Origin of the sequence: Xanthobacter sp. AM11, from assembly GCF_047444035.1 — a bacterium.
In the GTDB taxonomy this organism is placed as follows: Bacteria; Pseudomonadota; Alphaproteobacteria; order Rhizobiales; family Xanthobacteraceae; genus Xanthobacter.
The window spans coordinates 4,422,608-4,436,784 of the sequence record NZ_JBLAOA010000001.1 but is presented as its reverse complement, the minus strand read 5'-3'; the positions used below and the strand labels follow the sequence as shown (position 1 = coordinate 4,436,784).

The window sequence follows — 14,177 nt, the reverse complement described above, 5'->3', positions numbered from 1 at the left end:
GCTGGCTCACTGGCAGCCGCAGAGATAATTCTTCTCGTTGAGCGGCTTGTTGCCATAGGCGGTGATGCAGCTGGTGCTCCAGCTGGAGCGCAGGTTGAAGCCGGGGGAGGAAGGCCGGCTCAGGCGGCGGGTGCCTTCGGCAGGTGCACCACATAGAATTTGCGCACCGGCGTCACGCTCTTCCAGATGCCCTTGAAGCCGGAGGGAATGAGGAAGGCGGCGCCTGCCTCGTAGGTCTCGGTGTGCCCTGACGCATCGGTCAGTTCCACCGTGCCTTCGACGAGGACGCAGAATTCGTCCTCGTCATAGCTCACCTCGATCTCGGAGGGCTCGGAGGCCCAGAAGCCGGCGGAAAAGGCGCCGGTGCGGTCCTGATACCACTCGTGGACCGTGGTGGCGGCCTTTTCCAGCGCGGGCGCGGGATTGAAGCGGATGGAGCGGAGCGTCATGGCGTCCTTCCTTTCTAAGCATCTTCGAGCGTGAAAAGCCGTGTGCGAACGCAACGAGCCGGAGCGCGTCAATCCTCGTCGCCCCCCTTGTCCCGCCCCCCTTGTCCCGCGCCCCGCCGGCCGGGGCAAGGCCGGGAGGGGCCTGGCCCTGTGGAGGGGCCGGACCCGCCCGTCACCGGCCGGCGGGCCGGTGCTCCCGCACCCCCGCCACCAGGGCTGCGCCGAGGCTGAAGAACACCACCAGCACCGCCACCCCCGCCTTCTGGCTGCCGGTGGCGGCCGTCACCACCGCCACCGAGGTGGGCGCGGCAAAGGAGGTGATCTTGCCGGAGAGGGCGAACAGGCCGAAGCATTCGGCGAGGTTCTCCGCCGGGGCGAGGCGCACCAGAAGGGTGCGCGATGCCGCCTGGAGCGGCCCGGCCATCAGGCCGATGAGCAGGCCGAGGCCCACATAGACCTTCTCCGGCACGGTGCCGAACAGGCCGCTTCCGGGCGCCGTGGGCAGCAGGCCGAACAGCACCGCGTCGCGGTCCACCGACAACAGGCCGATGGCGGCGAAAAGCAGGGTGCCCAGCGCCGCGAGGATCACCGCGCGCGAGCCCAGCCGGTCGTCCAGCCAGCCCCCCGCCAGAGCCCCCGCGGTGCCGGTGAGGGTGAGCAGGATGCCGAAGATGCCGATCTCGATGGAGCCCCAGCCGAAGGTGCCGGCCGCATAGATGCCGCCGAACGCGAACAGGGCCACCAGCCCGTCGGCATAGACCATGTTGGCGAGGAGGAAGCGGGCCAGCACCGGGCGCGACTTCAGTTTCGGCAGCAGCGCCCGCATCTCGGCAAGGCCCGCCTTCACCGCCGCCTTCAGCGGCAGCGCCCTGGGCGCATCGGGCACGAAGGCGAACATGGGCAGCACCAGAACGGCGAACCACAGGGCGGTGAAGGGGCCGACGAAGCGGTCCCCCTCCCGCGCGGCGGCATCGAGGCCGAATGCCGGGGGCAGGCCCAGCAGGGTCAGTCCGGTTTCCGGCTGGGTGGCGAAGAAGGCGAGCATGAGCACCAGGGAAATAAGGCCGCCGAAATAGCCCGCGGCCCACCCCGCCCCGGACAGGCGCCCGAGGCGCTCCGGTGCCACCAGGCTCGGCATGATGGCATTGTTGAACACCGTGGCGAATTCCACGCCGATGGTGCCGAGGGCGAAGGCCGAGAGGATGAGCGGGATGCGCGCGGTGTTGCCCGGCTCGGCGAACCACAGCAGGCCGGCCCCGGCCATCAGCATCAGCCCGAACACGAAGATCCAGGGCTTGCGCCGCCCGGCCGCGTCCGCCACCGCGCCCAGCACCGGCGAGCACAAAGCGATGACGAGCCCGGCGGCGCCCGTGGCGAAGCCCCACAGGGCCTGCCCGTCCGCCGGCGTCGGCGCCACCGCCGAGGCGAAATAGGGGGCGAAGATGAAGGTGGTGATGAGGGTGAAATAGGGCTGGCACGCCGGATCGAACAGGATCCAGCCGAACACGGCGCGGCGCGCGGCGGTTCGGGCGGAAGGGAGCGCTGCCGGAAGGTCTGTGGTGGGGGAGGCCATGCCCGAGAGTGGCAGGCCCCATGGACGGAGGGAAGCACGGCCGGGCGGAAATCCTCGGCTGCGGCGCCGCAGGCCCGTGCGTGAACTCGGGCACCCGTGGGTTGCGGTCGAGTGCCCGGGCCTGCGGTCACTCGACCGCCGCGACGAGACCGCCCGCCACATCTGCGGGCACCCTGCAGGTGCGGGCCGGCTGATGATGCATGAAGGTCGGCGCGAAGCGGGAAGCTCCGGGATCGAATCTCGCAGCCTTCCACCCAGTCGTGCACGGCGGCGACGAGATCGGCGAGGTCGGCACCCTGCGGCGTCAGCGCATAGACGACTTCGTTCTTCGGGGCCTCCCGTCGCTCGATGAAATTCTCGCGGCCAAGTATCATCAGCGTATACAGAAGGTTGCGCCTTGTGTCGCTCCAGCCGGAGCGCCAGTAGAGTTCCGAAAATGTGCGCGGAGTCCTTTGCAGGGCGATTAAGACCCAGGTTTTCAGAGGGCTCCGAAGGCGCCCTGCCGCGTAGGGTACAAATATGCTCGAATTGAGTTGTGCGATGCGGCGCAGAGAAGGAAGCATATCCAGTCACCCACCGGACGAACAATTGCAAATTTGCGATACAGAATCGGCGCAATGTTGAGGTATTTTTATGCCAACTTTAATGTCATGTATATTTACCTAGCGTGAAAGGCGGAGGGGGCGGCGATGTGCCGCGGGTTGGGGGCGCCGGCCCCCGGGGTCTTGGTGATGCCTGGCGGGTTGCGCCGGTGGATCGCAAGGCGCAGCCGATGCCCTGCGCCGGTGCAGGGCGGATGAAGGCGCGGCGGGCGCGGCGCGCGACCTTCGGATCGTGGTGGCCGACCGGGGCGAACAGAATCACACCCCGCCACAGGGCAAGGCGCCGCGGGAGGGCCTCTTGCGCGAGGGCGAGGATATCACCGTGCGGATCAGGGGCGGTGCCCTCCGGGTCATCCGCGCCCCGCTCCAGTCGCCGTGGCCGGAGGAAAGCAATGCTGCGCCGCAGGTCGCCACCCCGCCTGCGGAACGGGCGCCCGCGTGACGCCCGCGCGGCCCTGAAGTCGGCCCCCGCAGGTGCCGGCGCTGGGTGCCGGTGCGGTCGGTGCCGGCGCATGACCACCGGCAACGGCCTGTTCCGTCCACGCGTGCTCTGGTGGATCAAGGCGTTGTGGTTCGACCTGGTCGCGACAGATGGGCTCCATCTGTCGCGGTCGAACCCCTAGCGCTGCACGAGATCGCCCAGCAGGCTTGCCGCCAGCGTCAGCTTGGAGAGGCTGAGGCCGGAGGCGGCGATGTCCCGCACGGTGCGGCGCATGCGCTCCACCTCGTCGCGCCGGGCGGCCACGAACGCCTCCACCGCCGCCTCGCCCGCCGCATCTTCCTGCAGCATCTGTTCGGTGATGCGGCGCAGGAAGGTCTCCAGCTGCGCGAGGGAGCGGTCCAGCGCGAGCCGGTCGTAATAGTCCGGCGCGACGATGGTGCGGGCCTGCGTCAGCAGCCCATCGATGCCGAAATAGCGCCCGGCGGCGAAGAAGGTGCTGGCGGCGGAAGGAATGGCCTTGCCCGTGGTTTCGGCCAGGAGGGCAATGTCGGAGGCCGCCGCCATGGCCGGCATGAAGGCGAGGCGCCGGGCGAGATCCTCCGGCACCCGCTGGGCCATCAACTCGGCGATGCGGACCTCGCGGGGGGCGCGCCACGCCTCGGGCAGGCTCTCTTCCAGCGCCGCCGCCACCGCGGCGATGCCGGAGCGATAGCGCTCCACCACCCCGGCGATGCCGTCGGCGAAGGACACATTGCCGAGGAACCAGATGGTGCGCCCCACCACCAGGTCCTGAACCGCACCGTAGAGGGAGAGCTGGACCGCGCCGTCCACACGGTTGTCCAGGGCGTCGATGGCGCAGGTCAGCTCCGGCAGGTGGTAGCTGTCGCGCACCGCCGCGAAGGCGCGGGCGATGGTGGCGGCATCGGCGCCGGTCTGGTCGGCGATGCGGGCGAGGCAGGAGGGCCCGCCCTGGTTGACGATGGCGTTGGCAAGGCCGGTGGCGATGATCTCCCGGCTCAGGCGGTGGGTCTCGATGGCGTGGGGGAACCGCTCGCGGATCTCCTGCGGGAAGTAGGTCACCAGCTCGCCGGAGAGATAGGCGTCGTCCGGCACGTTGGAGGCGATGAGGTCGGCGTTGAGGGCGAGCTTGGCATAGGCCAGCAACACCGCCAGCTCCGGCCGCGTCAGGTGCTCGCCGCGGGAGCGCCGGTCGGCGATCTCCGGGTCCGAGGGCAGGAATTCCACGGCGCGGTCCAGCTCGCCGCGCATCTCCAGCATCTGCATCAGCCGCTGCTGGAAGGCGAGGTCGTCCGCCCCCTTCTGCTGGGCGAGGGAGAGCGCCAGGGTCTGCGCATAATTGTTGCGCAGCACCAGCTGGGCCACCTCGCCGGTCATGTCCCGCAGCAGGGTGATGCGGTCGGCGGGCGTAAGGTCGCCCCGCTCCAGCGGCTGGGCGAGGGCGATCTTGATGTTCACCTCCACGTCGGAGGTGTTCACGCCGGCGGAATTGTCGATGGCGTCGGTGTTGAGCCGCACCCCGCGCCGTGCCGCCTCGATGCGGCTGCGCTGGGTCATGCCGAGATTGGCCCCCTCGCCGATCACCCGGGCGTTGAGGTCGGCGGCGGATATGCGCACGGCATCATTGGCGCGGTCGCCGGCCTGGGCGTCGGTTTCGGTGGAGGCGCGCACATAGGTGCCGATGCCGCCAAAGAAGAGGAGGTCCACCGGCGCCTTCAGGATGGCGGTGATGAGTTCGGCCGGGGTGGCTTGCGCCTTGGGAAAGCGCAGCAGCGCCTGCACCTCTTCCGAGAGATCGAGGCTCTTGGCGCTGCGCGGGAACACGCCGCCGCCCTTCGAGATGAGGCTGGCGTCGTAATCGGCCCAGGAGGAGCGGGGCAGATCGAACAGGCGCCGGCGCTCGGCGAACGAGGTGGCCGGGTCGGGCGCGGGGTCGAGGAAGATGTGGCGGTGGTCGAAGGCGGCCACCAGCTTGATGGCGCCCGACAGGAGCATGCCGTTGCCGAACACGTCGCCGGACATGTCGCCCACGCCCGCCACAGTGACGGGGGTGGTCTGGATGTCGAGGTCCATTTCCCGGAAGTGGCGCTTCACCGCCTCCCAGGCGCCGCGGGCGGTGATGCCCATGGCCTTGTGGTCGTAGCCCACCGAGCCGCCGGAGGCGAAGGCGTCGTCCAGCCAGAAGCCGTGGCGCGCGGAAATGGCGTTGGCGGTGTCGGAGAAGGTGGCGGTGCCCTTGTCCGCCGCCACCACGAGATAGGGGTCGTCGGCGTCGAGGCGCACCGTGTCGGCGGGGTGCACCACCTGCCCGCCCTTCAGGTTGTCGGTCAGGTCGAGCAGGGAGGAGACGAAGATCTCATAGGCGGCGGTGCCCTCCGCCATCACCTGCTCGCGGGTGCCGCCCGCCGGCAGGTGCTTGGGCACGAAGCCGCCCTTGGCGCCCACCGGCACGATCACCGCATTCTTCACCTGCTGCGCCTTGACAAGGCCGAGCACCTCGGTGCGGAAGTCCTGCGGGCGGTCGGACCAGCGAAGGCCGCCGCGCGCCACCTTGCCGAAGCGCAGGTGCACGCCTTCCACCCGCGGCGCATAGACGAACACCTCGAACAGCGGCCGGGGCAGGGGCAGGCCCTCCACCTTGGCGCTCTCGAACTTGATGGCGATGGCCTCCCGCGGCCGCCCCTCGCCGTCGCGCTGGTAGAAGGTGGTGCGGATGGCCGCGTCCACGAGGTTGACGAAGCGGCGCAGGATGCGGTCCTCGTCGAGGCTCGACACCGCCGACAGATCCTCGTCGATGGCGGCGCGCAGCGGCGCCTCGCGGGTGGCGCGGGCTTCGGGTGCGGGGTCGAGGGCGGGATCGAAGCGGGCGTGGAACAGGGCCGCGATGTGCGCGGCGAGCTGCGGGTGGGCGTTCAGCGTCTGCCAGATATAGTCCTGGCTGAAGGGAATGCCCGCCTGCCGCAGGTAGCGGCCCAGGGTGCGCACCAGCGCTGCTTCGCGCCAGTTGAGGCCGGCGTCCAGCACCAGCCCGTTGTAGCCGTCGTTCTCCGCGGTGCCGCGCAGCACCGCGTTCAGGCAGTCCTCCAGCCGGCCGGAGGAGCCTTCCACGGAGATGACGCCGCCGCTCACGCGCTCCAGCGTCATGTCATGCAGCCAGCTGCGCTCGGCATCCGCGCCGGCGGGCTCGATGCGGTAGGTGCGCTCGTTGATCGCCTTCAGGCCCATGTTCTCCAGCATGGGCACGCGGCTGGAGAGCGGCAGCGGGGCGCCGAAGGAGAGCAGGCGCAGGGAGATGCGGCGCTCGTCGTCCTCCGGGCGGCGGTAGAAGTCGAGGGCCACCGGGCGCTCGGGCGACAGCCGCTCCAGCCGGTCCATGTCGGCCAGCGCGGTGGCCACGTCGAAGGCGGCGACATAGCTGCGGCCGAAGGCGCCGGCATAGCGCCGCCGCAGCAGCGCCGCCGCCTCCGGCGACAGGCCGGGCGCGGCGCAGATGGCGGCGCTCAGCCGGTCGCTCCAGGTGAGGATGGCGGCGGCCACTTCCTGCTCCAGCGTCGGCCGGTCCACCTGCGGGATGCGGCCTTCGCTGCGGTCGATCATGTATTGCACGCGGGTGAGCGGCAGGCCGGCCACGAAGGCCTGGCTGAAGGTCGCCAATTCGCCGCCATAGGTGCGCGCGAGGATGGCGCCGATCTGGTCGCGCACCTGTGCGTCGAACCGCTCGCGCGGCAGGAAGGCGAGCACCGAGACGAAGCGGTCGAAGCGGTCCGCCCGGGCCAGCACCTTCACGCGCGGGCGGTCGTAGAGCGACAGGATCTCGCGGGCGTGGGCCAGCAGCGTGCCGGCGTCGATCTGGAACAGGTCGTCGCGCGGATAGGTTTCCAGCACCGTCTCCAGTGCCCGCGCCGAATGGCTCTCCGGCTCCAGCCCCGCGCCCTTGATGACCGAGGCCGCCTTCAGCCGCAGATAGGGGATCTCGCGCACCGAATGGGTATAGGCGGTGGAGCCGAACAGGCCGATGAGGCGAACCTCGCCGGTGAGCCGGCCCCGCTCGTCGTGGGTCTTGATGCCCACATAGTCCATCACGTCGCGGCGGTGAACGCGGGAGCGCAGGCTCGCCTTGGTGAACAGGAGCGGCGTGGGTGCGTCAAGGAAGGCCTTGATCTCCGGCGTGGTCACCACCGGCTTGTCGCCCAGGCGCAGCTCGTGCACGCAGGGATCGCGCAGGATGCCGAGGCCGCTGTTGGCCTCCGGCGCGAGGCCGCCGTCGCCGGTCAGCTCATACTGCCGGAGACCGAGGAAGATGAAATTGTCCTCGGTGAGCCACTCCAGCACGTCGGCGGCTTCCTCGGTGGCGTCGTCGTCATAGGGGCGCTTCTCGCGCCGGTAGCCTTTGCTGAGGCTCTTCACCTGCTTGCGCATGGCGAGGAAGTCCTCGTTCGCCGCGCGCACGTCGGCAAGGGTCTGTTCGAGGCAGGCGCGCAGTTGGGCCTGCTCCGCCGCGTCGATGGCCGAGACGTGGATGTGGATGAGGCTCTCGCGATTGTCCTCGGAGCGCTCGCCCTTGCGCGTGGGCTCTTCCAGCCCGGTGACGGCGCCGGCGGCGTCGCGCTCCACATGCAGGATGGGATGGGCGGCGAGCCGCAGCTCCAGCCCGCGGTCGGCAAGCTCGCCCGCCACCGAATCGAACAGGAAGGCCATGTCGTCGTTCACCGCCTCGATGACGGTGACGGCCGCATGGTCGAGGTCTGGGGTGAACACCCGCACGCTGGGCTGGCCGGCGGGCCGCGCGGCCACATGGGCCCAGGCCTGGGTGAGCAGCAGGGCGAGGCAGGCGGGCGTGAGCGGCGCGAGGTCTTCCGGCGCTACGGCGGACACGAAGGTCGCGGCGAAGCCTGCGGGCAGCCCGGGCGCGAGCATCGTCAGATGCGCGACGAGTTCCGCCAGGTCGGGCGATGGCCCGACGACACCATCGCCGGCTTGAAATCCCATGACGTTCATGGCCATTCCTCACAGTGGTCCGCGGCTCATCCGGCGGTTCGCTCTTTGCACCGGCGACGCTGGGACAAGTCCTGATCGAGAGCAACGACGCGAAAATGACGAGGCGACGCTATGGCTGGGAAAGTTAAGGCAGGCGTGGGCGCGGAAAAGGGCAAAAGCAGGACAGCAAAAAAAACCGGCGTGCCTGATAAAGAGGCTGGCGCCACGCCGTCGAAATCCCGCGGCGCGGCCGCAACCTCGCCGGAGCGCGTGCGGGACGACCTGCCGGCTATCGCCCTCGGCCTTTCGCCCACAGATCTCGATGCGCCGACCCAGGCCTATTTCGACAAATGCCTGGAGAAGATCGGCTTCGTCCCCAATGTGCTGCAGGCCTATGCCTTCGATCTCGCCAAGCTCTCGGCCTTCTCGGCCATGTACAACGACCTGATGCTCGCGCCCTCCGGCCTTTCCAAGCTGGAGCGGGAGATGATCGCGGTGGTCGTTTCGAGCGTGAATCGCTGCTATTACTGCCTCACGGCGCACGGGGCGGCGGTGCGCCAGCTCTCCGGCGATCCTGTTCTGGGCGAGCAGATGGTGATGAACTACCGTGCCGCCCGGCTCGATCCGCGCCGTCGCGCCATGCTGGACTTTGCGGTGAAGCTCACCGAGCGGCCGCAGGAGGTGGAGGAGGCGGACCGGGACATCCTGCGCCGCGTCGGCCTTTCCGAGCGGGACATCTGGGACGTGGCGGCGGTGACGGCCTTCTTCAACATGTCGAACCGAATCGCCGCGGCCACCGACATGCGCCCCAACGAGGCCTACCACGCCCAGACCCGCACCCTGCCGGAGTGATGCCCGGCGCCATGGCCGGCCGCCGTCGCCAGGTATATTCATCAGCACATAGATAAAGGCGGGGTCCGACCATGGCAGACAGGCTGCCGCGCCGGACCACGCCGATGCCGGGGCCTTCGCGCTGCATGTGACGGCGCCTGGGCGGGGGTGGCAGATCACCATCTCGGCATCGGCCCGGACCAACGTGCCGGTGGGCGGTTGCGCGCTGGTTCCGGTCGGCTTTGCCGGCCGGCATGCATGCCCGGGCGTCCGCAAGAGCTTGAGATCGCAGATTCCCTAAGGGAATGCATCCCTGCAACCGAGCGCCGCCTCGCCCCGCCGGCTGCGCCTGATCGCCCGTCCGGCGGACTGACGGACGCAAACCGCACCCCACAGAATTACCTTAAGATCGAGATAGACATTGGTCTGTGAGGCAGTCTATTGACGCTCCCACGGCGCTGCGTGCTAGCTTGCGCCGAAAGTCCAAGTGCACCGCTCAAGGTGCCGTTCCGGAGGATCAGGGCCCGGGGAGCGCGGTGCGCGCCCGTGGACCGAACAGCGAGGGCGCCTTACGATCATGGACACTGTCTCAGACGTGCCCTACATCGTTGAAGCAACGGGTCTTACCAAGGAATTCAAAGGATTTGCGGCGGTCAAGAACGTTGACCTGCGAATCCGGCGACACACCATTCACGCCCTCATCGGGCCGAATGGCGCGGGCAAGACCACGTGCTTCAATCTGATCACGAAGTTCCTGGAGCCGACGCGCGGAACCATCCGCCTGAACGGACGGGAGATCACGCGCACGCCGCCGGCGGACGTGGCCCGCCTGGGCATGGTCCGCTCGTTCCAGATCTCGGCTACGTTCGCGCACCTCACCGTGCTGGAGAACGTGCGCATCGCGCTGCAGCGGCCCATGGGCAATTCGTTCCATTTCTGGAAGTCGGAAAAAAGCCTCGACGCGCTCAACGACCGCGCCATGCAGCTCATCGCCGACGTGGACCTGACCCAGTATGCGGGCAATCTCGCGGTGGAGCTGCCCTACGGCCGCAAGCGCGCGCTGGAGATCGCCACCACCCTGGCGCTGGAGCCGGAGATGCTGCTTCTGGACGAGCCCACCTCCGGCATGGGGCGCGAGGACATCGCCCGCACGGCGGACCTCATCAAGCGGGTCTCGGCCGGCCGCACCATCCTCATGGTGGAGCACAACCTTTCGGTTGTGGCCGACCTTTCGGACATGATCACCGTGCTTGCGCGCGGCGAGATCCTCACCGAGGGGCCCTACGCGGAAGTGTCGAAGAACCCGCAGGTCATCGAGGCCTATATGGGCACCGGGGGAGCGCACTGAGATGGGCGTGAACGGCACTCCGCTGCTCGAAGTGAAGGACCTGCACGGCCATTATGGCGAAAGCCATGTGCTGCACGGCATGAGCTTCGACGTCCATCCCGGCGAGGTGGTGACCCTGCTCGGCCGCAACGGCGCGGGCAAGACCACCACCATGCGCGCCATCATGGGCCTTTTGCGCAAGCGCGCCGGCTCCATCCGCTACCAGGGCACTGAAACGGTTGGATTGGCGCCCAACAAGATCGCCCGGCTGGGCATCGCCATCTGCCCGGAGGAGCGCGGCATCTTCGCCTCGCTCTCGGTGCGCGAGAACCTGCTGCTGCCGCCCGTGGTGCTGCCCGGCGGCCTCAGCGTGGACGAGGTGCACGAGCTGTTCCCGCGGCTGGAAGAGCGCCGCAACAGCCAGGGCACCAAGCTTTCCGGCGGCGAGCAGCAGATGCTGGCCATCGCCCGCATCCTGCGCACCGGCGCCAAGCTCCTGCTGCTGGACGAGCCCACCGAGGGCCTTGCGCCGGTGATCGTGCAGCATATCGGCGAGATCATCCGCACGCTCAAGAAGAAGGGCTTCACGGTTCTGCTCGTGGAGCAGAACTTCCACTTCGCCTCAACCGTCGCCGACCGCCACTATGTGGTCGAGCACGGACGGGTGGTGGACATGGTGCCCAACGACAAGATCGCGGAAAACGCGGCGCGTCTCGAAGCGTTCCTCGGCGTCTGAAGCCGGGTTCCTGATAGAGAAGACCGGCAGAGCCGGTGGGAGGAGAAACATGCGTCTCGCAGCCATTTTCCTGGCGGCCAGCAGCCTTATCAGCGCTGGTGCCGCCTTCGCCCAGAGCCCGATCCCGGTGAAGATCGGCGTGCTCAACGACCAGTCGAGCCTTTATGCCGACCTCGGCGGGCAGGGCTCCGTCTGGGCCGCCAAGAAGGCGGTCGAGGACTTCGGCGCCGCCGCCAAGGGCATGAAGGTGGAGGTGATCTTCGCCGACCACCAGAACAAGGCGGACGTGGGCACCTCGGTGGCCCGCCAGTGGTACGACGTGGACGGCGTGGACGTGATCGTCGATACGCCCAACTCGGGCGTCGCCCTCGCGGTGAACGGCGTCACCAAGGAAAAGAACAAGGTCTTCATCAATTCCGGCGCCGCCTCGTCCGACCTCACCGGCAAGGCCTGCACCCCCAACACGGTGCACTGGACCTACGACACCTGGGCGCTCGCCAACGGCACCGGCAAGGCCATCGTGAAGACCGGCGGCAACACCTGGTTCTTCCTCACCGCCGACTATGCCTTCGGCCATGCGCTGGAGCGTGACACCGAAGCGGTGGTGCTGGCCAACGGCGGCAAGGTGCTGGGCAAGGTGCGCGTGCCGCTGAACAATGCGGACTTCTCGTCCTTCCTGCTGCAGGCGCAGAGCTCCAAGGCCAAGATCATCGGCCTCGCCAATGCCGGCGGCGACACCATCAACTCCATCAAGCAGGCGTCGGAATACGGCATCGTCGAGGGCGGCCAGAAGCTCGCCGGCCTCCTCATCTTCCTCACCGACATCCACTCCCTCGGCCTCAAGGTCTCTCAGGGCCTGAACCTGACCTCGGCCTGGTACTGGGACATGACCGACGCCAACCGCAAGTTCGCCGACGCCTTCGCGGCGGCCAACGGCGGCAAGCGCCCCACCATGGTGCAGGCCGGCGTCTATTCCGGCGTCACCCACTATCTCAAGGCGGTGGAAGCCCTGAAGTCGGCCAAGGACGGCGCGGCCGTGGTGGCCAAGATGAAGGAAATCCCCACCGACGACCCGCTGTTCGGCAAGGGCGAGGTGCGGGCCGACGGCCGCCACATCCACCCCATGTTCCTGTTCGAGGTGAAGAAGCCGTCGGAGTCCAAGGGCCCCTACGACTACTACACCCTGAAGGCGACCATTCCCGCCAACGAGGCCTTCCGTCCCATCGGCGAGGGCGACTGCCCCCTGGTGAAGAAGGGCTGATCTGAGACCCCCAAGCGGGCCGGCCTTCAGGGTCGGTCCGCTTCCTCGTGACGAGACGGATCTTCGATGTTCGAGCTCCTCGGCATTCCCCCGCAGGCCCTGTTCGGGCAGCTACTTCTCGGCCTGATCAACGGCGCCTTCTACGCCATGCTGAGCCTCGGGCTCGCGGTGATCTTCGGCCTTTTGAACGTCATCAATTTCACCCACGGCGCGCAATACATGATGGGCGCGTTCGGGGCGTGGATGCTGCTGAACTATGCCGGCATCCCGTTCTGGGGCGCACTGGTGCTGTCGCCCATCATCGTCGCCATCATCGGCATGGTGATCGAGAGGACGCTGCTGAAACGGCTCTACCACCTCGATCATCTGTACGGCCTGCTGCTCACCTTCGGCCTCGCCCTCATCCTCGAAGGCCTGTTCCGGCGGCAGTACGGCTCCTCGGGCCTGCCCTACAACAATCCCCTGCCGGGCGGCACGAACCTCAACTTCATGTTCCTGCCCAACTACCGCGCCTTCGTGGTTGTAGCATCCGTGGTGGTGTGCTTCGCCACCTGGTACGTCATCGAGCGCACCAAGCTCGGCTCCTACCTGCGCGCCGCCACCGAGCGGCCGGACCTGGTGCAGGCCTTCGGCATCGACGTGCCGCGCATGATCACGCTCACCTACGGCTTCGGCGTGGGCCTGGCCGCGCTGGCCGGCGTGCTCGCCGCGCCCGCCTACCAGGTGAGCCCCACCATGGGCTCCAACCTCATCATCGTGGTGTTCGCGGTGGTGGTGATCGGCGGCATGGGCTCCATCATGGGCGCCATCGTCACCGGCTTCGGCCTCGGCGTGGTGGAGGGGCTCACCAAGGTGTTCTATCCGGAGGCATCGTCCACCGTGATCTTCGTCATCATGGCCATCGTGCTCATGGTGAAGCCCGCCGGCCTGTTCGGCACTGCGAAGTGAGGCCGATCCGATGAGCTCCACCTCCTCCCCCTCCGCCGGCGTGCCCGCGGCCACCGCCTCCGGCGCCTCCAGCCTCACCGTCATCTTCGGCATCCTTGCCGTGGGTGTCATGCTGGTGGCCCCGTTCGGCGTCTATCCCGTGTTCCTCATGAAGGTGATGTGCTTCGCGCTGTTCGCGTGCGCCTTCAACCTGTTGCTGGGCTTCACCGGGCTTCTGTCGTTCGGCCATGCCATGTTCTTCGGCGGCTCGGCCTATATCTGCGCCCACACCATCAAGGTGATGGGCCTCTCGCCGGAGCTGGGCATCCTGGCCGGCGTCGCGTTCGCCGCCTTCCTGGGCCTGCTCACCGGGCTTCTGGCCATCCGCCGCCAGGGCATCTATTTCGCCATGGTGACGCTGGCTCTGGCGCAGATGTTCTTTTTCTTCTGCCTCCAGGCCCCCTTCACCGGCGGCGAGGACGGCCTGCAGGCGGTGCCGCGCCGGGCGCTGTTCGGGGTGATCGACATCACCAAGGACATCAACCTTTATTATGTGGTGCTGGCCATCTTCCTGTTCGGCTTCCTGGTGATCTACCGCACCATCCATTCGCCGTTCGGGCAGGTGCTCAAGGCCATCCGCGAGAATGAGCCGCGCGCCATCTCGCTGGGCTACCGGGCAAACCAGTACAAGCTGCTCGCCTTCGTGCTCTCGGCCGCGCTCTCGGGCCTTGCCGGTTCCACCAAGGTGCTGGTGTTCCAGCTGGCCTCCCTCACCGACGTGGCATGGCAGATGTCCGGCGAGGTCATCCTCATGACACTGGTGGGCGGCATGGGCACCATCCTCGGGCCCATCGTCGGCGCGGCGGTGATCGTGACCATGCAGAACTATCTCGCCGGCCTCGGCGAATGGGTGCTGGTGATCCAGGGCGTCATCTTCGTCCTCGCCGTGTCCCTGTTCCGCCGCGGCTTCGTGGGCGAGATCATCGCCATCGCGCAGCAGATGAAGGCCCGCAAGGCGGGCTGAGCCCCTGCGC

General features: G+C 68.2%; 9 protein-coding genes and 1 pseudogene. 6 read left to right on the top strand and 4 right to left on the bottom strand.

Annotated features, from left to right (window positions below):
• Positions 1-119: 119 nt before the first annotated feature.
• The 4 genes and pseudogenes from ACI7BZ_RS20355 to ACI7BZ_RS20340 form a co-directional block, all read right to left on the bottom strand.
• Positions 120-449 (bottom strand): cupin domain-containing protein, encoded by a 330-nt coding sequence (locus tag ACI7BZ_RS20355; protein WP_414118948.1) that lies wholly within the window; start codon positions 447-449, stop codon positions 120-122.
• A gap of 172 nt (positions 450-621) precedes the next feature.
• Positions 622-2,022, bottom strand: a complete 1,401-nt coding sequence (locus ACI7BZ_RS20350; RefSeq protein WP_414118947.1) for an MFS transporter — start codon at positions 2,020-2,022, stop codon at positions 622-624.
• Positions 2,023-2,282: 260 nt separating this feature from the next.
• Positions 2,283-2,585 (bottom strand): annotated as a pseudogene (locus ACI7BZ_RS20345) (hypothetical protein); the annotation flags it as partial.
• A gap of 658 nt (positions 2,586-3,243) precedes the next feature.
• Positions 3,244-8,082, bottom strand: coding sequence for an NAD-glutamate dehydrogenase (locus tag ACI7BZ_RS20340; protein WP_414118946.1), 4,839 nt, complete (start codon positions 8,080-8,082; stop codon positions 3,244-3,246).
• 249 nt (positions 8,083-8,331) lie between these two features.
• Between ACI7BZ_RS20340 and ACI7BZ_RS20335 the strand changes: the two genes are divergently transcribed.
• The 6 genes from ACI7BZ_RS20335 to ACI7BZ_RS20310 all read left to right on the top strand — a co-directional run bounded on the left by ACI7BZ_RS20335 (position 8,332) and on the right by ACI7BZ_RS20310 (position 14,167).
• A complete protein-coding gene (locus ACI7BZ_RS20335) occupies positions 8,332-8,913 on the top strand; it encodes a peroxidase-related enzyme (protein ID WP_414119225.1) in 582 nt (193 codons plus the stop codon).
• A 556-nt stretch (positions 8,914-9,469) separates the two neighbouring features.
• Positions 9,470-10,240 (top strand): ABC transporter ATP-binding protein, encoded by a 771-nt coding sequence (locus tag ACI7BZ_RS20330; protein ID WP_414118945.1) that lies wholly within the window; start codon positions 9,470-9,472, stop codon positions 10,238-10,240.
• A gap of 1 nt (position 10,241) precedes the next feature.
• Positions 10,242-10,955 (top strand): ABC transporter ATP-binding protein, encoded by a 714-nt coding sequence (locus ACI7BZ_RS20325; protein WP_414118944.1) that lies wholly within the window; start codon positions 10,242-10,244, stop codon positions 10,953-10,955.
• A gap of 49 nt (positions 10,956-11,004) precedes the next feature.
• Complete coding sequence (locus tag ACI7BZ_RS20320) at positions 11,005-12,216, top strand: ABC transporter substrate-binding protein (protein WP_414118943.1); 1,212 nt, start codon at positions 11,005-11,007, stop codon at positions 12,214-12,216.
• Between the two features lie 66 nt (positions 12,217-12,282).
• The gene (locus ACI7BZ_RS20315) at positions 12,283-13,164 is read left to right on the top strand and encodes a branched-chain amino acid ABC transporter permease (protein ID WP_414118942.1); all 882 of its coding nucleotides are present in this window, start codon (positions 12,283-12,285) and stop codon (positions 13,162-13,164) included.
• Between the two features lie 10 nt (positions 13,165-13,174).
• The gene (locus tag ACI7BZ_RS20310) at positions 13,175-14,167 is read left to right on the top strand and encodes a branched-chain amino acid ABC transporter permease (protein ID WP_414118941.1); all 993 of its coding nucleotides are present in this window, start codon (positions 13,175-13,177) and stop codon (positions 14,165-14,167) included.
• Positions 14,168-14,177 lie beyond the last annotated feature (10 nt).

Bases quoted from the DNA above. Each gene is read 5' to 3' on its own strand.
- ACI7BZ_RS20355 (WP_414118948.1), bottom strand. From the start codon at position 449: ATGACGCTCCGCTCCATCCGCTTCAATCCCGCGCCCGCGCTGGAAAAG.
- ACI7BZ_RS20350 (WP_414118947.1), bottom strand. From the start codon at position 2,022: ATGGCCTCCCCCACCACAGACCTTCCGGCAGCGCTCCCTTCCGCCCGA.
- ACI7BZ_RS20340 (WP_414118946.1), bottom strand. From the start codon at position 8,082: ATGAACGTCATGGGATTTCAAGCCGGCGATGGTGTCGTCGGGCCATCG.
- ACI7BZ_RS20330 (WP_414118945.1), top strand. From the start codon at position 9,470: ATGGACACTGTCTCAGACGTGCCCTACATCGTTGAAGCAACGGGTCTT.
- ACI7BZ_RS20325 (WP_414118944.1), top strand. From the start codon at position 10,242: ATGGGCGTGAACGGCACTCCGCTGCTCGAAGTGAAGGACCTGCACGGC.
- ACI7BZ_RS20320 (WP_414118943.1), top strand. From the start codon at position 11,005: ATGCGTCTCGCAGCCATTTTCCTGGCGGCCAGCAGCCTTATCAGCGCT.
- ACI7BZ_RS20315 (WP_414118942.1), top strand. From the start codon at position 12,283: ATGTTCGAGCTCCTCGGCATTCCCCCGCAGGCCCTGTTCGGGCAGCTA.
- ACI7BZ_RS20310 (WP_414118941.1), top strand. From the start codon at position 13,175: ATGAGCTCCACCTCCTCCCCCTCCGCCGGCGTGCCCGCGGCCACCGCC.